The following is a 26,198-nucleotide window of genomic DNA, read 5'->3' on the forward strand; positions in this document are numbered from 1 at the left end:
AAAGGTGACGCTGGCGACAATTTGCCCCAACGTTTAGAATGGCACTCTTCATTTAAGTATGTGGATTTGAGGAAGCAATGGAAGCGCATTACATTAATAATCTGGATTTTGCCAAGCGACAGCAAGTACTTGTGGGAGATGTACCATTGGCCAATTTGACACGCTTGAATGCGATGCTGGCAGAACAGCATGTGGCTGGTACGTCAAAAGTGAGCTTTAAGCTGGCTGGACAGTCGCATCGTTTTCAATTGCCAAGTTTGCATTTGGATGTTGAAGCAAATTTGCCCATGGTGTGTCAGCGCTGCTTAGAGTCGATCCATGTGCCCATGACGCTCCATTTTGACTATGTGATTAGTGCTGAAGATGCTACGGCGCTAGATGAGAATGATGATTTGGATTGGGTTGAGTCATCCGAGGCGATGGATATACAGGCTCTAATAGAAGATGAGTTGTTGATTGCGTTGCCGATTGCGCCAGTACATCAGACGCAATGTAAGCAGTTAAGTCTGGAGAGCGGGGAAAAGCCCAATCCGTTTTCTGTATTAAAGGCCTTAAAAAAGGACGGAAATTAAGATAATTTATGACAATATGTTGTGTTTTGATTTACACATGAACACAAAATAGATTATTATTATGGATTAGTCACTTATCGCATATTTTACATGATTGCCATTAATCTTCATTTTTGGCAGTTTTTAATTGGAGTACATTATGGCAGTTCAACAAAATAAAAAGTCACCTTCAAAACGTGGCATGCATCGTTCACACGATTTCTTAACAAACCCACCATTAGCCGTTGAGCCAACGACAGGTGAGACACACTTGCGTCATCACGTGAGCCCAAATGGCTACTACCGTGGTCGTAAAGTAATGCCTGCTAAAGGTGAGTAATTGTTAATCTGCTGCTATCTTTATTGATACAAAAGCAAGGTTAATTAAATGCGCCGCACTGTGACAAGTGCGGCGTTTGCATATCTAGCTTGAGTTAATCACAGGCCATTGGCCCATTTGAATGCACGTTTGGATACTATTATGACCACATCTCACCATCACCCGCACATGGATATCACGATTGCAATTGACGCCATGGGCGGTGACCATGGGCCGCACGTAACTGTGCCGGCGGCAATTCAAGCTATTCGAGAAAATGCCAGAGTAAATATCGTTTTGGTAGGATTGCAAGATGCGATTCAGGCTGAGATGACTGCACATAAGGTCAGCACTAGTCCGCGTCTACGCATTCATCATGCCAGCGAAGTGGTGCAAATGGACGAATCCCCACAGAGTGCTTTGAAAAACAAAAAAGACTCTTCTATGCGCGTCGCCATTAATATGGTGAAAACCGGAGAGGCGCATGCTTGTGTCAGCGCTGGTAACACTGGCGCATTGATGGCTACTGCGCGTTTCGTTTTAAAAACACTGCCTGGAATTGATCGACCTGCCATTGCCTCTTCATTGCCTTCGGAAAAAGGGACAACTTTTATGTTGGACTTGGGTGCCAATGCAGACTGCACGCCTGAGCATTTGTACCAATTTGCCATCATGGGGGCGATGTTGGTCAGCAGCGTTGAAAACAAGCCGAATCCAAGCATTGGTCTATTAAATATTGGCTCAGAAGAAATCAAAGGCAATGAAGTGGTGAAGCAGGCGGGCGAATTGTTGCGCAATAGTCACCTCAATTTCTATGGCAATATTGAAGGCGATGATATTTTTAAAGGTACCACCGATATTGTGGTGTGTGATGGCTTTGTAGGTAATGTGTCTTTAAAAACCACCGAAGGCTTGGCCCACATGATGGGCAAATTTTTAACGCAAGAGTTTAAAAAGAACTGGCTAACCAAGCTGATGGCGCTAGGGGCGATGCCTGTATTAAAGGCGTTCAAAAAACGTTTGGATCCGCGCCGTTACAATGGTGCGAGTTTCCTCGGTTTGCGCGGTATCGTTGTGAAAAGTCACGGCGGCGCAGACAGTGTGGCGTTTTGCAATGCCCTACATGTGGCTATTGATGAGGCGGGCAGTGGTATGTTAAAACGCATCTCTGAGCAGCTGGAATTAGAGCATGCGCAAATTCTTTCTACGCCAACAGTCACTGAGCAAACAGCTTAAATGGTAGGTTTTGCAGCACTTTTCAGGCATAATCTCACGCTATGATTTATTCAAAAATAGCCGGGACAGGTAGCTACCTCCCACCCAAAATCCTCACCAATCAAGATTTAGAAAAAATGGTGGATACCACCGATGAGTGGATTTTTTCCCGAACCGGAATACGTGAGCGTCACATTGTTGAGCAGGAAACCACGAGTGATCTTGCCTATGAGGCATCTAAGCAAGCAATTTTAGCGGCGTCTGTGCAAGCCTCAGACATCGATTTGATTATTGTGGCAACCACCACGCCGGACAAAATATTCCCAAGCGTTGCCACCATGGTGCAGCGTAAGTTAGGTATTTCTGGCTGTCCTGCATTTGATATTCAGGCAGTATGTAGTGGGTTTGTGTATGCATTGGCAGTAGCTAATAACTTTATTAAAGCGGGTACTAACCGTTGTGTATTAGTCATTGGCGCAGATAGTTTTTCTCGCATTACAGATTACACGGATCGTAGTAACTGTATCTTGTGGGGCGATGGTGCTGGGGCTGTGATTTTACAAGCCGGTACTGAACAAGGCGTGATTTCCACACATATTCATGCGGATGGGCAATATGAAAAAATGTTGCATGTACCCAGAAGTGGTGGAAAGCAAGATTACGTGCAGATGGAAGGCAATGCCGTCTTTAAAGTGGCCGTGAACACCTTGGATCAAATTGTAGACGAGACCTTGACTGCCAACGGATTGCAAAAATCCGATGTGGACTGGTTGGTGCCGCACCAAGCCAATATTCGTATTTTGCAGGCAACTGCTAAAAAATTAGATATGTCGATGGATCGCGTTGTGGTGACTGTAGATAAACATGGGAACACCTCTGCGGCCTCTATCCCGCTTGCCTTGGACACTGCGGTACGTGATGGTCGAATTCAGCGCGGGCAAATCGTTCTCATGGAAGCGTTTGGTGGCGGATTCACTTGGGGTTCCGCGCTTGTTAAGTATTAATACCGTATTTTAGGAATATTTCAGCATGCAGAATTTCGCATTTTTCTTTCCAGGTCAGGGTTCTCAATCGGTTGGCATGATGGCTGGTTTTGAAGGTTTGGCTGTCATTCAAGAGACATTTCAACAGGCCTCGGACACTCTCAAGACAGACTTTTGGGGGATGGTGACCGAGCCTAACGAATTGTTGAACCAGACACAGCATACACAACCGCTGATGTTAACAGCAGGTGTTGCTACTTGGCGTGCTTATCAACAGCTGGGCGGCACTGCGCCGAGTGTGTTGGCTGGCCATAGTTTGGGTGAGTACACCGCGCTAGTGGCAGCAGGTGCGCTCAGCTTTGAGGATGCTTTACCTCTAGTGAAGTTCCGCGCTGAAGTAATGCAAAGCGCCGTGCCGGAAGGGCAAGGGGCGATGGCGGCTATTCTTGGGCTGGACGATGATGTGGTGCGTGCTGTTTGTGCCGAGTCAGCGCAGGGCGAGGTATTAGAAGCCGTGAATTTTAACTCGCCCGGACAAGTGGTGATTGCTGGCAATAAAGCGGCAGTAGAGCGCGGCATGGAGTTGGCAAAAGCCAAAGGTGCAAAACGTGCGTTGCCGTTGCCTGTAAGCGTACCTTCGCACTGTGCATTAATGAAACCTGCCGCAGAAAAATTGGCTGAGTACTTGAAGTCTGTACAGGTGCAAGTACCTAACATCAGCGTGCTACATAATGCTGATGTAAAAAGCTATACGGATGTAGATGCAATTAAGCATGCTTTAGTACAGCAATTGTATAGCTCGGTCAGATGGGTGGAAACAGTACAAGCGATTCATCAGCAAGGTGTTGCCGTGGCTGCGGAATGTGGTCCAGGTAAAGTGTTGGCTGGACTCACCAAACGCATTGTGGCCGATATGAGCTGTGTTGCGTTGACAAATCAAACATCTATTAATGAGTTTATCTCATTAAAATTTTATAAATAATACTCATTAATATCAATATATTACAGGGGATATCTAATGTTAAATAATCAAATAGCGTTGGTCACAGGTGCCAGCCGTGGTATTGGTGCAGCCATTGCAAAAGCACTTGGTGAACAAGGCGCTACCGTGATTGGTACGGCAACTTCTGCTGCTGGTGCTGATGCAATTACTGCAGCATTGAAAACTGCTGGCGTGAATGGCGTGGGCTTGGCATTAGATGTGACAAAGCCTGAACAAGTGGATGCTGTGTTGAAACAAATTGCCGAGCAATATGGGGATGTGGCTATTCTTGTGAATAACGCCGGGATTACTAAAGATACACTATTGATGCGGATGAAGGACGAAGATTGGGATGCAGTACTGAACACCAATCTTAAATCTGTATTTCGCATGAGTCAGGCCGTGTTGCGCCCGATGATGAAAGCGCGTCAAGGTCGTATTATCAACATTTCTAGTGTGGTAGGCCATATGGGTAATGCAGGCCAAACTAACTACGCAGCAGCCAAGGCGGGCATGACAGGGTTTACAAAATCTTTAGCGGCCGAAGTAGGTAGCCGCGGGATTACCGTGAATTGTGTGGCACCAGGCTTTATTGAAACCGATATGACGGCTGAACTGCCGGAAGATATTAAGCATCAGATGTTGACGCGAGTGCCGCTAGCACGTTTGGGCCATGTGGATGAGATTGCGGCTACAGTGGCCTTTTTGGCTTCGCCAAGTGCTGCGTATATTACTGGTGAGACCATTCATGTGAATGGTGGTATGTATTGCGCTTAATACTTATTGTGTAAATTAATAAGTATTTTTTGTGTTATTGCGTAGTTTTGCTAGAATGTGCGCTTAGCAAAACAACGCTAATTTTTAACTAAAGGGGTATTTAGATGTCTGACATCGAACAACGCGTAAAAAAAATCGTTTGTGAACAATTAGGTGCAAACGAAGCTGACGTAAAAAATAATTCATCTTTTGTGGATGATTTAGGAGCTGATTCACTTGATACAGTTGAGTTGGTTATGGCACTTGAGGAAGAGTTTGACTGCGAGATTCCAGATGATGAAGCAGAAAAAATTACGACAGTGCAACAAGCGATTGACTACGTCAACGCCAACCTCAAATAAATTCCATACTTATCAGCTCTCGAGAGAGGGCTGATTTCTTAATATGACTAAACGCAGAGTAGTAGTGACGGGTTTAGGCGTGGTTTCTCCGGTGGGTATCGGGGTTTCTACCGCTTGGCAAAACCTCATTGCAGGCCGATCAGGCATCACCCGTATCACCAAATTTGATCCAAGTAATTTTGCATCGCAAGTAGCTGGTGAAGTGAAAAACTTCAACGTAGAAGATTTTCTGCCAGCTAAAGATGCAAGACGCATGGACACTTTTATTCAATACGGCTTAGCCGCGGGGATAGAAGCGTTCAAAGATTCCGGTATCGAAGTGACCGAGCAAAATGCCGAGCGTATTGGCGTAGCCATTGGTTCTGGTATTGGTGGCTTGGGCTTAATTGAATCCACCAACGATACTTATGATGAAGGTGGTCCACGTAAAGTGTCTCCATTCTTCATTCCCGGCACTATCATTAATATGATCTCCGGCAATCTATCCATTATGTTTGGCTTAAAAGGGCCAAATGTAGCCATTGTGACAGCCTGTACGACGGGTACACACTGTATTGGTGATGCTTCAAGAATGATTGAGTACGGGGATGCCGATGTCATGGTGGCAGGCGGTGCTGAAGCTGCCATTACTGAGCTGAGTGTTGCGGGCTTTGCCTCTGCACGTGCGCTATCTAACAGGAACGATGACCCGGCAACGGCTAGTCGCCCTTGGGATAAAGACCGTGATGGATTTGTGATTGGCGAAGGTGCTGGCGTATTGGTGTTGGAAGAGTATGAGCATGCCAAGGCCAGAGGCGCTAAAATCTATGCTGAGCTTTCTGGCTATGGCATGAGTGCTGATGCCTACCATATGACTGCGCCTAACATGGATGGACCTAGACGTTCGATGGTCAATGCGTTGAAAAATGCTGGGGTGAATCCAACGGATGTGCAGTTTATGAATGCGCATGGCACTTCTACACCGCTGGGTGATACCAATGAAACCAATGCCATCAAAGCCACATTTGGTGACCATGCATACAATTTAGTGGTGAACTCGACTAAATCAATGACAGGTCACTTATTAGGCGGAGCAGGTGGGTTGGAGTCTGTCTTTACGGTACTTTCTATTCACCATCAATTATCGCCGCCTACCATCAACCTGATGAATCCGGATCCAGATTGTGATTTGGATTACTGCGCGAATACAGCACGTGATCTTAAAATCAATTATGCCCTGAAGAACAATTTTGGGTTTGGTGGCACCAACGGTAGCTTGTTGTTTAAAAAAGTCTAGCGCTTGGTATGTTAAAAAAGCCTGTGTTAACCATAGCACAGGCTTTTTTGTTTGTAGCTGCTATGGTTTAATTGCGCATGATGAATAAGCAACACACCTATTTGATTAATGGCGGCACAGATGATGCCGTGAGTGCGTTAGACCGTGGTTTGAGCTATGGCGATGGCGTATTTCGCACTTTCCAAGTGGTGGATTGCGTACCGGTCAACTGGCCCATTCAGTACCAAAAACTGGTCGCCGACTGTGGTGCCATTGGTATTGTTTGCCCCAGTGCAGAGTTGCTGATGGCTGACTTTCAGGTGCTGTTTACGATAGATGAGACAGCGGTGGCTAAAGTCATCATTACGCGTGGGATTGGCGAACGTGGCTATGCACCACCCGCGGTGACTACGCCTACACGTATCGTGTTGAAATCGCCAATGCCAGTATATGCAGAAACTAACTTCAGCGAAGGAGTGTCTTTATATGTGTGCAAAACGCCAGTGGCGCACCAACCCATGCTGGCTGGCATTAAACATTTAAATCGCTTGGAAAACGTGCTGGCGCGTGCTGAAAGTCTAGACCCTGTTTATGTGGATGGGCTCATGCTGGATGTGGATGGCCATGTGATTGAGTGCACGAGCGCCAATTTTTTTATACGGATTGGCAAGCGCTTGATTACACCGGATGTGACGCAAGCAGGCGTGGCAGGTGTGACTAGGCAGCGTATTGTAGACTTGGCACATTATCTTCAGTTGACAGCTGAGATAGGCCATATCCGTTTAAGTGATGTGTTGTCGGCGGATGAAGTCATTATCTGTAATAGCCTATATGGTGCTTGGCAAGTAAGACGTATTGGCGATACCCATTGGCCGGCTGGATCGCTAGCCCATGATTTAAGAGAGTTGCTTAAGGTATGATAAAAAAATTACGGTTGCTACTATGGATAGCAATCATCGGATGTGTTGGGTTAGCAGCCTGGATGGCGTACTACGCGAAAACACCGCTCAATATCCGACCGGACGCGCAAGAAATTACGATCAAGCCCAATAGTAGCTTGAGAAGTATTGCTGAGCAGTTGGTTGCGCAAGGCGTACTTAAGACAGAATGGCCTTTTGTATTGTTGGCCAAAGCGCTCAAGAAAGAGCCTTACCTACAAGCTGGCGATTACACGCTCAATAAAAATATCAATCCATATCAACTGCTATTGTCACTTAACCATGGCAAATCGACACAAGGCAGCATTACATTTATTGAGGGTAAAACGTTTAAGCAAATGCGTCAGCGCTTAGCTAAAAACGATGCAATTAAACATACGATTCATGGGCTGTCTGACGCAGAGGTCATGCAAGTAGTGGGGCGAGGGGAGCATCATGCGGAGGGATTGTTCTTTCCGGATACTTTTTACTTTGACCGAGGCACTTTGGATACGGTGGTGTTAAAGCGCGCCTATGAAATCATGCAAAATAGGCTCACCAAAGCATGGGCGACCAAAGCGGATGGTTTGCCATATAAAACCAGCTATGATGCTTTAATCATGGCTTCTATCATCGAAAAAGAAACCGGTAAAGCCAGTGAGCGTGAAATGATTGCTGGCGTGTTTATCAATCGGCTACGCATAGGCATGCGTTTACAGACGGACCCCACTATTATCTATGGCATGGGCGATGACTATCAAGGCAATATCCGCCGAAAAGACTTGGTGAAAGACACGCCCTACAATACTTACACGCGTAGCGGTTTGCCGCCAACGCCCATCGCGATGCCCGGGCTGGCATCGATTGAAGCAGCGCTACATCCGGCCAATACGAAAGCGCTGTATTTTGTAGGCAAAGGAGATGGCAGCCATGCGTTTTCGAATAATTTGGCTGACCATAACCGCGCCGTTGTTAAATATCAATTACAGAAATAAATCATGAAGCATACTTCCGGAAAGTTTATCTCTTTAGAAGGCATGGATGGTGCGGGTAAGAGTACGCATATCCCGTCAATTATTTTGCAATTACAACAGCGTGGAGTAGAGGTTGTGTCTACCCGAGAGCCCGGTGGCACGGCATTGGGAGAGAAGTTAAGAGAAATTCTACTGCATGAGCCTATGCACCCTGAGACCGAAGCTATGCTGATGTTTTCGGCACGGCGCGAGCATATTGCACAGGTGATTCAACCGGCTTTGGCGCGTGGTGCATATGTGCTGACGGATAGATTCTCCGATGCGACCTATGCTTATCAGTGTGGTGCTAAAGGCGTAGCTGCTGAAAAAATCATGCAGTTGGAGCAATGGGTGCAAATGGGGCTTCAACCGGATCTGACCTTGCTATTTGATGTGCCACCGGAAGTCAGCCTACAAAGGCTTTCTACCGCTAGAGCACCAGACAAGTTTGAGCGGGAAGGCTTGGCATTTTTTGAGCAATTACGTAGCAGTTATTTACAGCGCGCCGCGCAGTTTCCACAACGCTTTCGTGTGATCGATGCGAATCAACCATTGGAAAAAGTTAAAGTTTTAGTTGCAGATATTATTGCAACTATATAATTAATATGAAAATATATCCTTGGCAACAGCCTATTTGGCAACGCATTCATCAGCAAAAAGACCGCTTAAGCCATGCTTTGCTGTTGCATGGACGTGCAGGCGTTGGCAAGTTAGATTTTGCACAGCATTTAAGCCAGTCATTATTGTGTGCAACGCCAAAAAATGGCGAGGCATGTGATGTTTGCCCGCAATGTACGTGGTTTAAAGAAGGTGCGCATCCTGATTTTAAATACATAACGCCAGAAGACATCGACGCGGCAGAAGATGCCCCTAAAAAGAAAACGGGCAAAAAAACGCAGATTTCAGTTGACCAGATCCGTCAATTGATACAAATGTTAAGCCTGACCAACCACGGAGTCTCTAGCTTACGCGTGGTATTGATCCACCCAGCCGAAGCATTGAATACAGCTTCGGCCAATGCATTGCTAAAAGTGCTGGAAGAACCGCCAAATAACACGATATTTATTTTAGTGACACATCAAATTCACCGACTATTACCGACCATCTTGAGTCGTTGCCAATCCATTGCAATGCCAATCCCAGAGCGTAATGTGGCGATTGAGTGGCTGGCTGGACAAAAAGTAGCCAATGCTGCAGATCTGCTGGACTATCATGGTGGGGCGCCATTGGCTGTGCTACAGATGCAAGCTGATTTTTCAGCGCAATCGAATGTGTTTCAGCAGTTGGCGAAAGGGGCCAAGTTAGACAGTGCAGTGTGTGCGGGTTTGTTGATAGAGCAGGGCATGGAGCATGCCATCACACTGTTGCAGAAGTGGGTGTTTGATCTTCAGTTGGCATTACACCAATTACCGCATCATTACCACATGCAACTAGGCAAGCCTTTGCAAGCGCTGGCGAAAAGCGTAAACTTAGGCGTCCTGTTAGAGTTTCAGCGCCAGTTGGTGCAAGCCAAACAAACAGCAAACCATCCATTGAGTCAGGAATTACAACTGGAAAATTTACTGTTACAGTATAAAAAAGCATTTAAGCATTAACATGGTGCGAAACGTGCCCATCACTTGAGAGTTATAGTTTTATGCAGCCAGATACCGAACAAAAAGAAGCCGCCAATAAACCAGGCGTATTGTCACTTGCGATTAAAGAAAAAGCTGCGCTATATGCTGCTTATATGCCTTACATCAAGGGCGGCGGCTTATTTATCCCTACCAATAAAAACTTCAAGATGGGCGAAGAGGTGTTTATGTTGTTAAGTTTGGTCGATGATCCAGTCAAACTTAAAGTGGTAGGTAAAGTGGTCTGGGTTTCACCGGCTCCGGTGAACAATCGCCCACAGGGTATCGGCGTGCAATTTAGTGAAAAAGACGGCGGTATCGAAGTTAAAAACAAAATCGAATCAATCTTGGGTGGCGCACTAAAGTCGAATCGTCCTACCCATACAATGTAGTGTGGTGATGTATGTTAGTTGATTCACACTGCCATTTAAACTTTCCCGAACTCTCCCAAAACATAGAGGCTGTACGCACTGCGATGGTCGAATCGCAAGTAGGGCACGCACTCTGTGTTTCCGTCACTTTAGATAAAGTGCATGAAGTGCTTGCATTGGCAGAGGCGTACGATAATTTTTACGCATCTGTGGGCGTGCATCCCGATTATGAAGATATAGAAGAGCCCACGGTCGAGGTGTTGGTCAAGCTGGCTGAGCATCCCAAAGTGGTTGCCATCGGTGAGACTGGCCTAGACTATTTTAGATTGACCGGAGATTTGGCGTGGCAGCGTGAGCGCTTTCGTACGCATATTCGTGCAGCGATTATTGCCAATAAGCCATTGATTATTCATACACGCAGTGCGGCAGAAGACACCATTCGTATCATGCGTGAAGAGCGTGCAGAGTTGGTGGGCGGTGTGATGCATTGCTTTACCGAGTCGTTAGAGGTTGCGCTGCAGGCCATTGAACTCGGATTTTATATTTCATTTTCCGGTATTGTTACTTTTAAAAACGCCGGCCAGCTTAAAGAGGTTGCCAAAGCGATTCCACTGAACCGTATATTGGTAGAAACAGATTCACCTTATTTAGCGCCTATCCCATTTAGAGGGAAAACCAATCAGCCCGCTTATGTGCGTTATACGGCACTGGAAATCGCGCAGTTACGTGGGATTGAGTTAGAAGAGGTGATGCAAGCGACTACCGACAATTTCTTTCGTTTGTTTGCCGATGCTGTCCCATGCAACTGACTATCCTTGGCGCCGGTTCCAGCGCGGGGACACCGGTCATTGCTTGTGATTGCGCAACCTGCACTTCATCGCATCCCAGAAACTATCGTACACGTTGCTCCAGCGTGGTGCAGTTAAATACTGGCGAAAATATTCTGATTGATACTGGCCCGGATTTACGTATACAGGCATTGAGGGAACAACTCACCCGTGTAGATGCGGTGCTTTACACACACACGCATGCAGACCATATCCATGGGATTGATGATTTACGGGCATTTTGCCAACGTAATCGCCAACAAATTCCTTTGTACGCCAAGCAAGATGCCGTAGATCATATTATGGCCAAGTTTGGTTATGCCATTCGCGCGCCTAGCCACTTTTGGGATCTACCGGTATTGAGCATAGAAGCCGTTGAAAAGCCATTTACGCTGCTTGGGCAAACCATTACGCCGATTCCAGTGGTGCATGGACGCATGATGATTTATGGGTATCGCATTGGTAATATGGCGTACCTGACGGATGTCTCTGCCATTCCGGAAACCTCATTCCCACTGCTAGAGGGGCTGGAATTGCTGTTGATCGACTGTTTACGTCACGAGGCGCATCCCACGCATGTAAATCTGGAGCAAAGCTTAGCTTTAGTTGCGCAAATCGGCGCAAAACAAAGTGTTATGATTCATATGACACATGAATTAGAATACGAAACCTTGAGCAGTCTGCTACCAAGTAATGTGTATGTTGGCTATGATGGGTTAAAACTTAACTTCAGTTAGCTTGTCTAGGATTAACTTGTCTAGCGGTGTCAACACATTCAATTAAAAAGCGTTATTGTTAGAAAATGATAGGAAATCTAATTACCATGCAAATCTCCACCGTTTCAATCTTTAATTTATTGATGGCAATCTCATTATCTGTGGCTTCTTCGCTGAGTTTTGCGGGAGGTAAAACTTATACGGAAGACGAGTTTTTGGATTCGTTTAGTGGTAAATCTAAAAAAGTGGTAGAGGCAAAATTAGGCACGCCCGCCAAAAAGCAATTGTCTGTAAAGCCAACCAATGCTGGGACTATGCTAGGTAAAAACGTAGAAGAAAAGAACTCCAAACCAGTGAAAGTGGAAATGTGGTACTACAAGAACATTGTGAAATATGACCCAAAACGTACCTACAAAGAAACTGAAATTACCTTTGTGAATGATAAAGTCATGAATATTGGTTTTTTCAATAACCGTTAATACGTGTGAGTTCAACCGGTCGACGCAACACACGCTTTAAATCTTTCTGCTGGGGTCTCGTAATCTAATGTTTTACGAGGCCTTTCGTTTAACCGTCTAGCCACTGCGCTTAGTTTAGCTTGTGAGTGTACCGATAAGTCAGTACCTTTTGGAAAGTACTGCCTCAATAAGCGATTAGTGTTTTCGTTGCTTCCACGCTGCCAAGGACTGTTGGGGTCGCAAAAGTACACATCAATATTCGTTTCCACTTGAAAACGGCGATGTTCTGCAAACTCCGTACCTCTATCCAAAGTGAGTGATTTGTATAACTCATTGGGGAGTTTCTTTGCTTGCTTGATTAAAGCAGATACAACGCTTTCGGATTTTCGGTCTTTAATCTTACCTAACATTACGAATCGTGAGTGACGCTCGACCAATGTCACGATGTAGCTGTTTTTAGACCCCGCTATCAAGTCGCCTTCCCAATGCCCTGGTATAGCTCTATCCTCTATGGAGGCTGGGCGTTCACTGATTGATACTGTATCGGTAATCTGACCAAGCCCATTGCCTTTCAAGCTCGAATGCTTGGAGCGACGCATAATACGTTTCGTCCTCAGGTATTGAATTAACTCCTTTTTCAATACGCCACGAGTCTGAACATACAAGCTACGATAGATGGTTTCATGTGACACTTGATTATGCTCTTCTGTAGGAAACTCTCTTTTCAACCAACCGGCAATTTGTTGCGGTGACCAGTTTGATTGTAGCTTACATGTGATGGTTTTTATTAACTCTTGATTGCCTGATAGTTTGCAAAGCTTTGGACGTTTAGCACGATCCCAGGCAGCTTGATCAGCTTGTGTTGCCCGATATTGCTGATAACCATCGTTACGCTTGATTTCACGGCTAATGGTAGATGGAGAGCGTCCAAGCCGATGGGCAATCGAACGAAACGATTCTTGACTTGCCACACCTCTGGAAATTTCTTCACGCTCTGATAGTGATAAAGCTAGATGTGAACGTATTCTTTGTGGCGGTCTTATCCCACCTGTCAGAGATAATATACGCCCTACTGAAGAGTGATTTCTGTCAAATAAACGGGCTATATCATGCAGCGAGTCACCTTTTTTCCAGCGATCCCACATGATAGCTTTCTGCTCATCACTATAATAAATTCTTGGTCTGTATTTCATTTTTCAACACCTCATTCTTTTGTATAAGAATAACGTGTTGCATCGACCGGTTGAACTCACACGTCTAACCTGATTTTCCAATAAGCCTGCAATTGCAGGCTTATTTTTTGTGCCCGCACCACGTTTAACTAGGCTGAAAGTAAAACGCAGTACAATAACCTCATCTTATTTATCAATCATCTATTTTCTTAATCATTATGTATTTTCATGGATACTGACCGCAATGAAGCTATACGAGCAACTGGCTGATAGTATTGCTATTTCTATCCAAACTGGCGTTTTACGCAGAGGGGATAGATTGCCGTCAGTACGTCATACCAGTGTGAGCCGACAGGTAAGTGCTGCCACAGTGTTTCAAGCGTACTATTTACTAGAATCCCGTGGTTTAATTATTGCACGCGAGCGTTCCGGCTACTTTGTGAATGCGGGTGCAACCAGCATTCCTAACCTGCCAGAGCCTAGCGCTAACCAAGAGATAAGCCCATCCGAAGTCGATGTCAGCCATTTGGTATTTGAAGTGTTGGCAGCGATTCGTAGTAAGGCTGTGGTGCCTTTTGGCTCTGCATTCCCCAGCCCATTGTTATTTCCGCTAAAGAGCCTTGGCCGCATGCTGAGTGCTGCCATTGAGCATGCTGACCCTTGGATGAGTATCGACAATATTAGCGCTGGCGATTTAGAGCTAAGACGCCAAATTGCATTGCGCTATATGATTGATGGCATGCAAGTCACCGCGGACGATATTGTGATTACCAATGGCGCACTAGAGGCGCTGAACCTGTGTTTGATGGCGGTGACACGGCCTGGCGATACCGTGCTGATTGAATCACCCACGTTCTATGCGGCATTACAATCCATAGAGCGGATTGGGCTCAAAGCAGTGGAGGTGCCTAGTCACCCCAAGCACGGCGTGGATTTGGTAGCCATGGAGCACGCGATTCAAAGCCATCAACCTAAGGCATGTTGGCTGATGACCAATTTTCAAAATCCGTTGGGTAGCTTGCTGACGAATGAGAAGAAGCAAGCATTAGTCAGCATGCTGGCAAGCTACGAGATTCCATTGATTGAAGATGATGTCTATGGAGAGTTGTATTTTGGAGAGCAGCGTCCCACACCGGCGAAAGCATTTGATAGTCAAGGATTGGTGATGCATTGTGCTTCCTTTTCCAAATGCCTAGCACCAGGTTATCGAGTAGGGTGGGTAGTTGCTGGTCGCTTTGCTAAACAGGTGGAACGCCTAAAGCTCACGACAACGATTTCGGCCTCTGTGCCTGCACAGCTCGCGATCGCACGCTACCTGCAAAAAGGTGGCTATGACAAGCACCTGCGCCGATTGCGTCATACCCTGATGGTGAATCAAATCAAGTATATTGAGGCGATTGAACGCTATTTTCCAGAGGGGACACGGCTTACCGTGCCACAAGGCGGATATTTTTTATGGGCAAAACTGCCTGATGGTGTGAATGCACTTAGCATTCATCGCCAAGCGCTGCAGTTAGGGATCAGCATCGCCCCTGGCCCCATTTTTTCTGCGCAGCAACAATTTCAAGAATATATTCGCCTAAATTATGGACACATTTGGGATGCGAGTATTGAACAAGCGCTGATAAAGCTTGGTCAGCTGATTCAAGCTGAAATGAAATAGCATCTCAAGTAAGTTTTAGCTAAAGATCACACAATTTTTGTAGGCTTTTTTATCATCTGATATGGTTTTTATATCAATATCTGATGCTGTTTTTAATCTGTTTTTTTCTTTAATCTAACGCTGCACCTTTCTGTTATCCAAAGGCCTATGTATGCTGAGATCAGAGCTTAAACGCAGTAAAAAAATCATTCCAATTCTTCCACAAGCATCGGAAGAGCAGTATGTCTCTTTATATGCCAGTCAAAGCAAAGTGTACCCGCGCGCGATTGCTGGGTATTTCAAAAACTGGCGTTGGGCCATGATATGGCTAACGCAATGCATATTTTATCTGGTGCCTTGGTTAAGTTGGGGTAATCGCCAAGCAGTGTTGTTTGATATTACGGCGCATAAATTCTACTTGTTTGGCTTGGTGCTGTTCCCGCAAGATTTAATCTACCTAGCTTTCATCCTGATTATTTCAGCCATGGCTTTGTTTTTGTTTACTGCAGTGGCTGGTCGTTTATGGTGTGGTTTTTCCTGCCCGCAATCGGTGTATACAGAGATTTTTCTGTGGATAGAGCGCAAGGTGGAAGGTGACCGTTTAGCGCGGATGCGTTTAGACAGCCAACCAATAGGTGTACATAAACTAAGCAAAAAGTTGAGTAAACACGCCATTTGGATAAGTTTTTCCATGTGGACTGGCTTTACATTCCTAGGCTACTTTTCGCCAATTCGCGATTTGATGCAGCATATCGTGGTGTTTAACCTGAGTGGGTGGGAAACCTTTTGGATTTGCTTTTATGGGTTTGCGACCTATGGCAATGCTGGTTTCTTGCGGGAGCAGGTATGTAAATATATGTGCCCATATGCGCGCTTTCAAAGTGCTATGTTTGATGACAATACACTTATCGTTGCTTACGACGAGCAGCGCGGAGAGCCAAGAAGCGGGCGCTCCCGCCATGTGAAGGCCGAAGCAGTGGGGTTGGGTGATTGTATCGATTGCAAGATGTGTGTGCAGGTATGCCCGGTGGGGATTGATATCAGAGACGGCTTGCAATACGAATGCATCAGTTGCGGCCTGTGCATTGATGCCTGTAACGACATCATGGATAAGATGGAGTACCCACGTAACCTGATTCGCTTCTCAACTAAAACTGATATGGAGCAACCGCAACTATCTACCTCCATTCTGCGTAAAGTATTGAGACCGAGAGTGTTGATTTACAGTGCGATACTACTGGTAGTCTCAATTGGGCTGGTAGTTTCCTTGGCTGTGCGTACTCCATTTAAAGTGGATGTGGTGCGTGACCGTGGCGTGATGGCGCGGTTTACGTCAGATGGGCATATTGAAAACGTGTATCGCCTGCAAATTACCAATACCACAGAGTCAGCACATGATTACAAAATCACGGTGCATGGCATTGAGCAGCTTTCGGTGATTGGGCAATCCACTGTAAAAGTTAATCCGGCCAGTGAGCAAATGTTCCCTATCAGTTTGCAACTGCCTGATGGAAAAATCACCAGTGGCACGCATCCGATTCGCTTTACCATCAAAGCTACCGATATGCATGCACTTGTGGTGGAAGAGTCTATGTTCTATGTGCCTAGATAACCATTCAATCAAACAAGATTGCGTTATATCAATATGTTATTTAATACGGCATTTAATATTGTGCTATGCAAATTGTAACCAAGTGTAACAGTTGGCAAAAACCGTATTATTTAATTGAGGTACATTATGTATATTTATATAATGTGCAGCTTGATTTAGATGGTTAAACACGTGGTTAGGCGTGAACCCGTATGTTTAATTATCCTTTGGGATTCCAACCTTGAACAATGCAGCCTACATAGGATTAGACGAGACCGACGAATGGGCCAAGTTTAGTCATGCACTCAATTCGCCAAAACAGGTTTGGGAATCTCATATTGTGGTGGATGGCATGCACTGTGCCGCGTGTGCGATGAATGTAGAGCGTGCGCTGACGTCTGTTGCAGGGGTCATCTCTGCTGAAGTCAACGCAACCAGTAAGCGTGCGCGTATTACTTGGTCTGCGGATACCACCAAACCATCTACTTGGATGAATGCACTCAGCCAAGCTGGCTATGCTGCATTGCCTGCCAATGAAGTGTTTAATCTGGATGCACGCCGTAAGCAACAGCGCTTAATGTTATGGCGCATGTTAGTGGCTGGCTTTTGTATGATGCAAGTCATGATGTACGCATATCCTGCTTACATTTCCCCATCGAGTGACATGACGCAGGATATTCAAACGTTATTGCGCTGGGCGTCTTGGGTGCTGACGTTACCCGTCATGTTGTTTTCTGCAACGCCTTTCTTTAGTAACGCTTTCAATGATTTAAAAAATCGCCAAATCAGTATGGATCTGCCGGTGGCGCTAGGCATTCTCATCACTTTTGTTGTCAGTTCTGCCGGTACCTTCCAGCCAGAGGGGTGGTGGGGCCAAGAAGTCTACTTTGATTCGCTCACGATGTTTGTATTTTTTCTACTCACAGGCCGTTGGTTAGAGCTCAGAATGCGAGACCGCACCGCCGGTGCGCTAGATGTGCTGATGCGCAGATTGCCTAGCACCATTGAACACCTCACTGCAAAGGGTGTGTTTGAGCGTATTGCTGTCAATCGATTACAGGTGGATGACGTTGTACGAGTACTTCCCGGTGAAGCTTTCCCTGCCGATGGTCAGGTCTTGACAGGTGAGACGCGAGTAGATGAAGCGTTGTTGACAGGGGAGTCCTACCCACTCGTGAAAACTGTCGGCCAAACAGTCATTGCCGGTAGCTACAATTTGCAGACACCAATAGAAGTGCGTGTCACCCAGCTAGGTAACAATACACGTTACGCACAAATTGTCAGTCTGATGGAGCGTGCCTCGATTGAGAAGCCAAGGTTAGCGATGATTGCAGATCGTATTGCCAGACCTTTCTTAATAGGTGTGATGCTTGCCGCCGCGATTGCGGCTATCCTCTTATGGCCAACTGATCATGCGCGTGCCTTGATGGCGGCTGTCGCTGTGTTGATTGTCACTTGCCCTTGTGCGTTATCGCTCGCGACACCGGCTGCCATGTTGACTATCTCCGGCGCGTTGGCGCAAAAAGGTGTATTGGTTAGAAAAATGCAGGCACTTGAGGCGCTATCACAGGTAGATACTGTGGTGTTTGATAAAACCGGCACCCTCACCCAAGATGCGCTGACGATTGCAAGCATAGACACTGCATCAGAGTACACGCCAGTACAAGCACTGGCGATAGCAGCTACGCTTGCCAGTGCCTCGCTGCACCCACTTTCCAAAGCCATTGTGCAAGCAGCTGCGCCGCAGCCGCCAGCGCAAGATTTGCAAACACAAGATTTACACATAAGTGCTGTGAAAGAAGTGCATGGCGCAGGGCTTAGCGCAAATTCTACAATTGGCGCATTAAAATTAGGCTCTTCAGTATTTTGTGGATTAGAAAATTTAGATAGAATGGCGGCCCCTGTGGTTTATCTTGTTTCTGAGCACGGTTGGATCGCGACGTTTACGTTTGAAGAGTCCATCAGAGCCGATGCTGAGTCATCTATCCGTACATTAATTCAGCAAGGCATCCAAGTGCAATTATTGTCAGGCGACCAAGCCGATACCGTGAGCGCTTTTGGGCAAAAAGTAGGGATCGCGCATGCTCGTGGTGGATGTACGCCAAAAGATAAATTGCTACATATGCAACTACTGCAGCAGCAAGGTAGTCAAGTAGCCATGATTGGTGATGGATTAAATGACGGACCGATTTTAGCGCTTGCCAATGTGTCGATTGCGATGGGGCAGGCGGTGCCATTGGCGCAAGCGCAAGCGGATTTTGTGGTAATGAACAATCAAATTGGGATGGTAGTGTTATTGCTGAGTCAAGCTAAACGCACCATGCGTATTGTGAAACAGAATTTAATGTGGGCTTTATCTTACAACGTGGTGTGTGTACCAATTGCCATTATGGGATGGCTCCCAGCATGGCTGGCTGGGTTAGGCATGGCATTGAGCTCGCTTTTGGTAGTGGCAAACGCTTTGCGTTTATCCACATTGCCTACGCATAACTTATCCGGCTTAGGTAACACGGGTTAACTCAATCATGGATATTTTATTTTTATTGGTACCGCTGTCAGTTGTCCTGGTGATTTTTATTTTAGGCGGCTTATGGTGGGCAATTAATACCGGTCAATTTGAAGACATTGAGCCGGAAGGTGAACGTATTCTGCACGAAGATTGATTTGTATCAATTTGGATACAGCAATTTTACGGCAAACTGATTTGTAGTCATTAAGTAACTTTGGAGAAGTCAATGCAACTTGAACATGCGCAACCAACCACCTATAACGACAAGGTGGTGCGGCAATTTTCTATTATGGCTGTCGTCTGGGGCGTCTTTGGGATGCTCATGGGCGTTATCATTGCCGCCCAACTGGTATGGCCGGAGCTCAATCTGGGTTTACCATGGACTAGTTTTGGTCGCTTAAGACCACTACACACCAATGCGGTGATTTTTGCATTTGGTGGCTGTGCGTTGTTTGCAACTTCTTTGTATGTAGTGCAACGCACCTGTCAGACGCGTTTATTCTGTGGCAAGCTGGCCTCGTTTATGTTCTGGGGCTGGCAGGCTGTGATTGTGGCTGCAGCCATTTCCCTGCCATTAGGTTATACCCAAGGTAAAGAATATGCAGAGCTGGAATGGCCGATTGATATCCTTATCGCCATTGTGTGGATCTCTTACGCGGTTGTCTTCTTTGGCACCATTGCGCAACGTAAGGTGAAACATATCTATGTCGCCAACTGGTTCTACGGCGCTTTTATTATCGCAGTTGCTTTGCTGCATATCGTCAATAGTGCGGCGATTCCAGCAGGTTATATGAAGTCTTATTCTGCCTATGCGGGTGTGCAAGATGCCATGGTGCAATGGTGGTATGGTCATAACGCTGTGGGCTTCTTCCTAACGGCTGGCTTTTTGGGCATGATGTATTACTTTGTGCCTAAGCAAGCAGAGCGTCCAGTGTATTCATACAGCTTGTCTATCGTACACTTTTGGGCATTGATATTTACCTACATGTGGGCGGGTCCGCACCACTTGCATTACACCGCGTTACCAGACTGGACACAATCATTAGGCATGGTGTTCTCACTGATTCTACTGGCACCAAGCTGGGGTGGCATGATCAATGGCATCATGACCTTATCTGGCGCATGGCATAAATTGCGTACAGACCCGATCTTACGTTTCTTGATTGTTTCGCTTTCTTTCTATGGCATGAGTACATTTGAAGGCCCAATGATGGCGATTAAAACGGTGAATGCTTTATCACATTACACCGATTGGACTGTTGGGCACGTGCATTCTGGTGCGTTAGGTTGGGTTGGATTGATTTCCATGGGTTCACTGTATTACATGATTCCACGTTTGTTTGGCCAAAAACAAATGTACAGCGTCAAAGCGATTGAGTTGCACTTTTGGTTAGCCACAATCGGCATCGTATTGTATATCGCTGCTTTATGGATTTCTGGCGTGATGGAAGGCTTGATGTGGCGTGCCATGAACGCGGACGGCACCTTGGCGTACACCTTTGTAGAAAGTGTAAAAGCTAAGTTCCCATACTACTTTACCCGTTTACTAGGGGGTAGCTTGTATCTCAGCGGCATGTTAGTGATGCTCTGGAATACCTATAAAACGGCCACCAATGGTAAACCAGTGGTGGTGAATATTCCTCCTGTAACTGCGCACGCTTAAGGAAGACAAGATGTCGAATGAACAAAAGAAAGGTGGCTTTAGCCACGAGAAAGTAGAAACCAACAGCTTTTTGTTGATTGTGTTAACACTGATTACCATTGCATTTGGTGGGTTGGTAGAGATCGTGCCGCTGTTTTTCCAAAAATCGACCACAGAGCCGATTCGTGGACTTGAGCCTTACACGGCTGTGCAATTAGCCGGGCGCGATGTGTACATTCGTGAAGGCTGCTACAACTGCCACTCACAAATGGTGCGCCCATTCCATGCGGAAACGTTGCGTTATGGGCATTACTCAGTAGCGGGTGAGTATGTGTATGACCATCCATTCCAATGGGGTAGTAAACGTACTGGCCCAGACTTACACCGAGTTGGTGGTCGCTACAGCGATGATTGGCATCGTATTCACTTGAATAACCCACGCGATTTAGTACCTGAGTCTATTATGCCGGCTTACCCATGGTTAGAAACCGCGCAAGTTGATCCTTCACAAATGGCGCCTAGAATGCGCGCACTCCGCACGGTAGGTGTGCCGTATACCGATGCACAAATTGCAGCGGCGGCTGATGAAGTGAAAGGTAAGACAGAAATGGATGCGGTGATTGCTTATCTGCAAGTGTTGGGTACCCACCTCAAATAATTAACAGGAGCAGCACATGGAAATTACGACATTGCGTGTATTGGCTACGGTGGTTAGCTTCTTGGTGTTTGTTGGGATTGCGGTTTGGGCTTGGCGCAATCGCGATTCATCAGGCTTTAAAGAGGCAGAATCACTGCCGTTTATAGAAGATTAAGGGAAGTTATTATGAGTGATTTTGTTCATGGGTTTTGGCCGGCGTTTATTACGGCCATCAGTTTAGGCGGTATTTTCGGTTGCGTACTATTGCTCTGGTTTGCTAGCAAAGTGAAAGTCAACGTAGCAGATGATGGTTCTAACGGCCACGTTTGGGATGAAGATTTGCGTGAAATGAACAACCCAATGCCGATGTGGTGGGTGGGTTTGTTTATCATCACTGTGATTTTTGGCTTGTCCTATTTGTTCTTGTTCCCGGGCTTAGGGACGTATGCGGGCAAGCTGGGCTGGACGGAGATTAAAGAGTACGAGGCGGAAGTGGCTAAAACTAACGCAGCCATCGCGCCTATTTATGCTAAATACGCGGCAACCTCTGTCGAGGACTTAGCGAAAAATGAAGAAGCGAAAGGGATTGGGCAACGTTTGTTTTTGAATAATTGCGCACAATGTCATGGCTCAGATGCACGTGGTAGTCGTGGCTTTCCAAATTTAACCGATCACGATTGGTTACATGGTGGTAGCCCTGAAAAAATCAAAGAGACGATTATCAATGGCCGTATCGGTATGATGCCTCCAATGGCTGGCGCACTGGGCACAGAAGATGATGTCAAGAATGTAGCTAACTATGTGTTAAGCCTCTCTGGCAGTATGTATGATTCTGGACGTGCCGGTGCTGGTAAAGCCAAATTTGGTGTATGTGCAGCATGTCATGGCGCGGATGGTAAAGGCAACCCGATGATTGGCGCACCCAACCTAACAGATAATATTTGGTTACATGGCGCTGGCGAGGCGGCCATTATTAAACGTATCCACGAAGGTAAAGTAAACCAAATGCCAGCATGGCAAACCAAGTTCACACCTGAGCAAATTCATGTGTTGACCGCCTATGTGTGGGGTTTGTCCAATAAATGATCGATGCTAAACCGCGGGGCGTGAAAGAGACAGCGATTCCACTGGAACAGGTGGTGTATTCGCTGTATCAATCTCAAGACAAGATTTACCCCCGCAGTGTCAGTGGCATATTTAACAATTGGCGCTGGGCCATGGTCTGGCTCACCCAATTGTTTTTTTATGGCGTGCCTTGGTTGGAGTGGGGGCAACGTCAGGCCATGCTGTTTGATATAGAGGCCAAGCGCTTTTATATTTTTGGCTTGGTATTTAATCCGCAAGATCTCATCTACCTTACTTTTTTACTCATTCTTTCTGCGCTTGCGCTGTTTCTGTTTACCGCCGTGGCTGGTAGGCTGTGGTGTGGGTACACATGCCCGCAGACCGTGTATACCGAAATATTTTTGTGGATTGAAGCAAAGATAGAAGGGGATAGAGCCGCCAGAATGCGGCTAGATCAGTCCGGTGCCAATGTTAAAAAAGTCAGCAGAAAATTCTTCAAACACGTTGTTTGGATTGTTTTCTCCTTATGGACAGGCTTTACCTTCGTCGGTTATTTCACACCCATCCGTGAGTTGTCCGCGCATTTAATGCAATGGTCCATGGGCCCGTGGGAAATGTTCTGGGTAGGTTTCTACGGTTTTGCCACTTATGGCAACGCAGGATTCATGCGCGAGCAAGTCTGTAAATACATGTGTCCTTATGCACGCTTTCAAAGCGCAATGTTTGATGATGACACGTTGATTGTGACGTATGACGAGGCAAGAGGCGAGCCACGCGGTGGCCGTAATAAGAAATCTGTTGAGGCCAATGCCAAACTGGGTTCTTGCATTGATTGTAGCTTGTGCGTGCAAGTGTGCCCAACCGGGATAGATATTCGCGAAGGTTTGCAATACGAATGTATTGGTTGTGGTGCTTGTGCAGACGTGTGCGATACGGTCATGGATAAAATGGGCTTTGCCCGTGGCTTGATTAAATACTCCACACAAAATGCCATGCAGCAACACTGGTCTCGTCATCAGATTTTGCAGCGTGTACTCAGGCCTAGAGTGCTGATTTATTCTGCCATTTTGGGGTTGTTGACATTAGGCTTAGCCATTAGCTTATATGTGAAACCGTCATTCCGTGTGGATGTATTAAGAGACCGCACGGTGATATCACGCATTTCTCAAGACAATAAGCTTGAGAATGTATACCGCATAAAAATCATGAATAATGCAGAAGTGACACAGCAGTACGAGGTGCATGTGCTTGCAGATGCTGCGTTTGAAGCGGAGTTTAGTGAGATGAAATCGCTGCCGATTGACCGTGCACGCTACGTGATGGATATCAAGCCAGGACAGGAACGTTCCTTGGTGATGGAGCTCAAAGTAGCGGACGGTGTGTTGAATCGTGGTTCGCATCCGATTGCTTTCCAAGTTAAATCACTGGGTACGCAAGAAACCACGGTAGAAAAATCTGTATTTATTATCACGCAGTAAACTCAAATTAAAGGTGTAGCGAATGAATCAAATGCAATCTAAACGTTGGTGGCAATATGGGTATGTATGGTTACTGATTGCCGGGCCTACACTGGTGGTGATTGCATCTTTTATTACTGCTTATTTGGCCATTACGCACCCGGATCCTCCCATTGAAGATTACTATCGCAAAGGTATCGAAATCAATAAAACGCTGGATGCCGAACGTGATGGCTTGGTCCCTGCAGTGCAAGGTAGAAACCATGCGGCAACCGGCGTAAAACCTACGCAGCCTGCAAACTAGGGCAAGACACTTATTCGCTCACATGCACGGTAATGCCTAACTGGCGAATTTGATGTGCAAAATCAGCCAACCAAGCCTTGGGCACAGCCGAAATCCATGGTGCTTCCGGCTGATGTGATGGCCTAGCAACACCGTACACATAGACACCTTCAATCTCACTACGGACTTGTGCCAAGCAATTTAAGTAAGCCTCAACAAACTGCACATCGGGGGGCAAACCATGCCAAGCAAACACACAAGTCTGTACCCAAGTAGGGCAGAGTGCAGCGCACGCGCGGAGACGTGACAACTGTTGTTGCGGATTCACATGCACATGGTTGATGCGTTGAATATCGTTGCGTGTGCCTGCATCTAACTTAAACCAGACCTCACCGTACATACCTTGTAAATACGCGATATTGTCTAATACCTGTTTGCGATGCATGAGGCTACCATTGGTGATAAGCCGTGTTTTTACTGCAGGTGGCAACTGATATTGGTGACGTAGTGCCTCAACAACTTCTAACGCTTGGTGTAGCGCAATACAACTGGTAGGTTCGCCATCACCAGAAAACGCAATATCGCTCAATACGCGCATTTCAGGACCAACATGCTGTTGCATAAAGTCAGTATGTATCAGCATGGTCAGCGCTAGATTTAACTCACTCTCTAACTGCCGAACATTGAGCACTGGTGCCATGCCGCGAGTGAGGTTAGGCACTTGGCAATACACGCATTGCCAGTTACAAGCATGGTTAGGGTTGAGGTTAATGCCGAGCGATACGCCGCCAGCGCGTCTGGAGACTACTGGGTAAACATAGGTGTAATTTTCAAAATGACGGTAGTGATCATGTACCGATAGTAGCTCTGATTCAGGCATGGTAGTCACTAAAGGTACATATGTGCTGTTAGTTGTTGGTTCAAATGACCAACTGACTTAGCCACACGACTGCGGTGTAAAAATATTCTTCAGTGCATCCGGATTGAGAATTTTGACATTGCGTTGCTTGACTTCAATAATGCCTTCTTCGCTAAATTTTGAAAATGTGCGGCTGACTGTCTCTAACTTCATGCCTAAATAGCTGCCGATTTCCTCACGTGTCATGCGTAATACAAACTCAGTTTGGGAAAATCCACGTGCATGTAGCCGTTGCACGAGATTGAGTAAAAAAGCTGCAAGGCGCTCTTCTGCACGCATGTTGCCCAATAGCATCATGACACCATTTTCACGCACGATTTCCCGGCTCATGATTTTATGTACATGACGTTGCAACACTGGAAATTCGCGTGAAAGTTCTTCTACGTTCTCAAACGGCATGACACAGACTTCGGCGTCTTCCAGCGCAATTGCGTTGCAGTGATGTTGATCACTGACAATGCCATCCATGCCAATGATTTCACCCGCCATTTGAAAGCCTGTCACTTGTTCGCGGCCATCTTCTGACAGCACAGAGGTTTTAAAGTAGCCGGTACGAATCGCGTATAAAGTAGTGAACGGGTCGCCATGGCTAAATAAATGACTGCCTTCTTTAATGCGTTTTCTGGTAGAGACCACGCTGTCTAACTTCACCATTTCTGCTTGCTGCAGGCCGACTGGCATACACAACTCACGCAAATTACAGTTGGAACAGGCAACTTTAAATGATTCAGGATTCATTGGTGGCGATATCCAAGCTTGGTCTGACAAAGAGCTTACATTATATGCTTCCGTCAACGTGATTGCATCTAGCATGGTGTGATCCTGATGTAGAGGTGATAACGGATTATGCTGGATTGTATTTTTCATTGTTTGATGTACATCAAAGAGCTTGCCGATTAATGCTGGCAAAGTAGCGCTTATCTTAAGGAGCACCATCATGACG

At 46.2% G+C, this 26,198-nt stretch carries 29 protein-coding genes; 26 read left to right on the forward strand and 3 right to left on the reverse strand.

Annotated features, from left to right (window positions below):
* The first annotated feature begins 77 nt into the window (after positions 1-77).
* From A3Q3_RS0101890 to A3Q3_RS0101965, 16 genes are all read left to right on the forward strand, one after another.
* Positions 78-572, forward strand: a complete 495-nt coding sequence (locus tag A3Q3_RS0101890) for a DUF177 domain-containing protein (RefSeq protein WP_020181873.1) — start codon at positions 78-80, stop codon at positions 570-572.
* A 139-nt stretch (positions 573-711) separates the two neighbouring features.
* Complete coding sequence (rpmF, locus tag A3Q3_RS0101895) at positions 712-891, forward strand: 50S ribosomal protein L32 (RefSeq protein WP_020181874.1); 180 nt, start codon at positions 712-714, stop codon at positions 889-891.
* Between the two features lie 168 nt (positions 892-1,059).
* Complete coding sequence (gene plsX, locus A3Q3_RS0101900) at positions 1,060-2,106, forward strand: phosphate acyltransferase PlsX (protein WP_025224211.1); 1,047 nt, start codon at positions 1,060-1,062, stop codon at positions 2,104-2,106.
* 41 nt (positions 2,107-2,147) lie between these two features.
* On the forward strand, positions 2,148-3,089 hold the full coding sequence (locus A3Q3_RS0101905) for a beta-ketoacyl-ACP synthase III (protein ID WP_020181876.1): 942 nt from the start codon (positions 2,148-2,150) through the stop codon (positions 3,087-3,089).
* 25 nt (positions 3,090-3,114) lie between these two features.
* Positions 3,115-4,050 (forward strand): ACP S-malonyltransferase, encoded by a 936-nt coding sequence (gene fabD, locus A3Q3_RS0101910; RefSeq protein ID WP_020181877.1) that lies wholly within the window; start codon positions 3,115-3,117, stop codon positions 4,048-4,050.
* 36 nt (positions 4,051-4,086) lie between these two features.
* A complete protein-coding gene (fabG, locus tag A3Q3_RS0101915) occupies positions 4,087-4,827 on the forward strand; it encodes a 3-oxoacyl-ACP reductase FabG (RefSeq protein WP_020181878.1) in 741 nt (246 codons plus the stop codon).
* Positions 4,828-4,931: 104 nt separating this feature from the next.
* A complete protein-coding gene (gene acpP, locus A3Q3_RS0101920) occupies positions 4,932-5,168 on the forward strand; it encodes an acyl carrier protein (protein WP_020181879.1) in 237 nt (78 codons plus the stop codon).
* Between the two features lie 43 nt (positions 5,169-5,211).
* Entirely contained in the window at positions 5,212-6,444 is a 1,233-nt protein-coding gene (fabF, locus tag A3Q3_RS0101925) for a beta-ketoacyl-ACP synthase II (RefSeq protein WP_020181880.1), read from the forward strand.
* Between the two features lie 77 nt (positions 6,445-6,521).
* Entirely contained in the window at positions 6,522-7,343 is an 822-nt protein-coding gene (gene pabC, locus A3Q3_RS0101930; RefSeq protein ID WP_026361685.1) for an aminodeoxychorismate lyase, read from the forward strand.
* On the forward strand, positions 7,340-8,335 hold the full coding sequence (gene mltG, locus A3Q3_RS0101935; RefSeq protein ID WP_026361686.1) for an endolytic transglycosylase MltG: 996 nt from the start codon (positions 7,340-7,342) through the stop codon (positions 8,333-8,335). The genes pabC and mltG overlap by 4 nt, the downstream gene beginning before the upstream one ends.
* 3 nt (positions 8,336-8,338) lie before the next feature.
* Positions 8,339-8,953 carry a dTMP kinase gene (tmk, locus tag A3Q3_RS0101940; protein WP_033424924.1) on the forward strand — a complete coding sequence of 205 codons (615 nt, stop codon included), beginning with the start codon at positions 8,339-8,341 and terminating at the stop codon, positions 8,951-8,953.
* 5 nt (positions 8,954-8,958) lie between these two features.
* Positions 8,959-9,948 carry a DNA polymerase III subunit delta' gene (gene holB, locus A3Q3_RS0101945; RefSeq protein WP_020181884.1) on the forward strand — a complete coding sequence of 330 codons (990 nt, stop codon included), beginning with the start codon at positions 8,959-8,961 and terminating at the stop codon, positions 9,946-9,948.
* A gap of 41 nt (positions 9,949-9,989) precedes the next feature.
* Complete coding sequence (locus A3Q3_RS0101950; protein WP_020181885.1) at positions 9,990-10,358, forward strand: PilZ domain-containing protein; 369 nt, start codon at positions 9,990-9,992, stop codon at positions 10,356-10,358.
* Positions 10,359-10,369: 11 nt separating this feature from the next.
* Complete coding sequence (locus A3Q3_RS0101955; protein WP_026361687.1) at positions 10,370-11,146, forward strand: TatD family hydrolase; 777 nt, start codon at positions 10,370-10,372, stop codon at positions 11,144-11,146.
* On the forward strand, positions 11,137-11,901 hold the full coding sequence (locus A3Q3_RS0101960) for an MBL fold metallo-hydrolase (RefSeq protein ID WP_020181887.1): 765 nt from the start codon (positions 11,137-11,139) through the stop codon (positions 11,899-11,901). The genes A3Q3_RS0101955 and A3Q3_RS0101960 overlap by 10 nt, the downstream gene beginning before the upstream one ends.
* A gap of 86 nt (positions 11,902-11,987) precedes the next feature.
* Complete coding sequence (locus A3Q3_RS0101965) at positions 11,988-12,359, forward strand: hypothetical protein (RefSeq protein WP_020181888.1); 372 nt, start codon at positions 11,988-11,990, stop codon at positions 12,357-12,359.
* A gap of 11 nt (positions 12,360-12,370) precedes the next feature.
* Here A3Q3_RS0101965 and A3Q3_RS0101970 read toward each other — a convergent pair whose 3' ends face one another.
* Positions 12,371-13,531, reverse strand: coding sequence for an IS30 family transposase (locus A3Q3_RS0101970; protein ID WP_020181889.1), 1,161 nt, complete (start codon positions 13,529-13,531; stop codon positions 12,371-12,373).
* A gap of 223 nt (positions 13,532-13,754) precedes the next feature.
* Here A3Q3_RS0101970 and A3Q3_RS0101975 point away from each other — a divergent pair, with 223 nt between their 5' ends.
* The 10 genes from A3Q3_RS0101975 to A3Q3_RS0102020 all read left to right on the forward strand — a co-directional run bounded on the left by A3Q3_RS0101975 (position 13,755) and on the right by A3Q3_RS0102020 (position 24,357).
* Complete coding sequence (locus tag A3Q3_RS0101975; protein WP_020181890.1) at positions 13,755-15,173, forward strand: PLP-dependent aminotransferase family protein; 1,419 nt, start codon at positions 13,755-13,757, stop codon at positions 15,171-15,173.
* Positions 15,174-15,324: 151 nt separating this feature from the next.
* Entirely contained in the window at positions 15,325-16,764 is a 1,440-nt protein-coding gene (gene ccoG / locus A3Q3_RS0101980; RefSeq protein ID WP_020181891.1) for a cytochrome c oxidase accessory protein CcoG, read from the forward strand.
* Between the two features lie 220 nt (positions 16,765-16,984).
* Positions 16,985-19,261, forward strand: coding sequence for a cation-translocating P-type ATPase (locus tag A3Q3_RS13500; protein ID WP_020181892.1), 2,277 nt, complete (start codon positions 16,985-16,987; stop codon positions 19,259-19,261).
* A gap of 7 nt (positions 19,262-19,268) precedes the next feature.
* Positions 19,269-19,406 (forward strand): cbb3-type cytochrome oxidase assembly protein CcoS, encoded by a 138-nt coding sequence (gene ccoS, locus A3Q3_RS0101990; RefSeq protein WP_020181893.1) that lies wholly within the window; start codon positions 19,269-19,271, stop codon positions 19,404-19,406.
* 72 nt (positions 19,407-19,478) lie between these two features.
* Positions 19,479-20,915, forward strand: a complete 1,437-nt coding sequence (ccoN, locus tag A3Q3_RS0101995) for a cytochrome-c oxidase, cbb3-type subunit I (protein ID WP_020181894.1) — start codon at positions 19,479-19,481, stop codon at positions 20,913-20,915.
* A gap of 10 nt (positions 20,916-20,925) precedes the next feature.
* Positions 20,926-21,552: a cytochrome-c oxidase, cbb3-type subunit II gene (ccoO, locus tag A3Q3_RS0102000; RefSeq protein ID WP_020181895.1), complete on the forward strand. Its 627-nt coding sequence runs from the start codon at positions 20,926-20,928 to the stop codon at positions 21,550-21,552.
* Positions 21,553-21,568: 16 nt separating this feature from the next.
* The gene (locus A3Q3_RS0102005; RefSeq protein ID WP_020181896.1) at positions 21,569-21,706 is read left to right on the forward strand and encodes a CcoQ/FixQ family Cbb3-type cytochrome c oxidase assembly chaperone; all 138 of its coding nucleotides are present in this window, start codon (positions 21,569-21,571) and stop codon (positions 21,704-21,706) included.
* Between the two features lie 11 nt (positions 21,707-21,717).
* The gene (ccoP, locus tag A3Q3_RS0102010; RefSeq protein ID WP_020181897.1) at positions 21,718-22,617 is read left to right on the forward strand and encodes a cytochrome-c oxidase, cbb3-type subunit III; all 900 of its coding nucleotides are present in this window, start codon (positions 21,718-21,720) and stop codon (positions 22,615-22,617) included.
* Positions 22,614-24,074: a cytochrome c oxidase accessory protein CcoG gene (gene ccoG, locus A3Q3_RS0102015; protein WP_020181898.1), complete on the forward strand. Its 1,461-nt coding sequence runs from the start codon at positions 22,614-22,616 to the stop codon at positions 24,072-24,074. The genes ccoP and ccoG (A3Q3_RS0102015) overlap by 4 nt, the downstream gene beginning before the upstream one ends.
* Before the next feature lie 22 nt (positions 24,075-24,096).
* Entirely contained in the window at positions 24,097-24,357 is a 261-nt protein-coding gene (locus A3Q3_RS0102020) for a FixH family protein (protein ID WP_020181899.1), read from the forward strand.
* A 10-nt stretch (positions 24,358-24,367) separates the two neighbouring features.
* On the opposite strand, the gene A3Q3_RS0102025 is transcribed toward A3Q3_RS0102020, so the two are convergent.
* Positions 24,368-25,216: a radical SAM protein gene (locus A3Q3_RS0102025; RefSeq protein WP_020181900.1), complete on the reverse strand. Its 849-nt coding sequence runs from the start codon at positions 25,214-25,216 to the stop codon at positions 24,368-24,370.
* Between the two features lie 57 nt (positions 25,217-25,273).
* Complete coding sequence (gene fnr, locus A3Q3_RS0102030) at positions 25,274-25,993, reverse strand: fumarate/nitrate reduction transcriptional regulator Fnr (RefSeq protein ID WP_026361688.1); 720 nt, start codon at positions 25,991-25,993, stop codon at positions 25,274-25,276.
* Positions 25,994-26,198: the final 205 nt, after the last annotated feature.

The sequence above is a fragment of the Methylotenera sp. 1P/1 genome (assembly GCF_000384355.1).
Taxonomy (GTDB): Bacteria; Pseudomonadota; Gammaproteobacteria; order Burkholderiales; family Methylophilaceae; genus Methylophilus.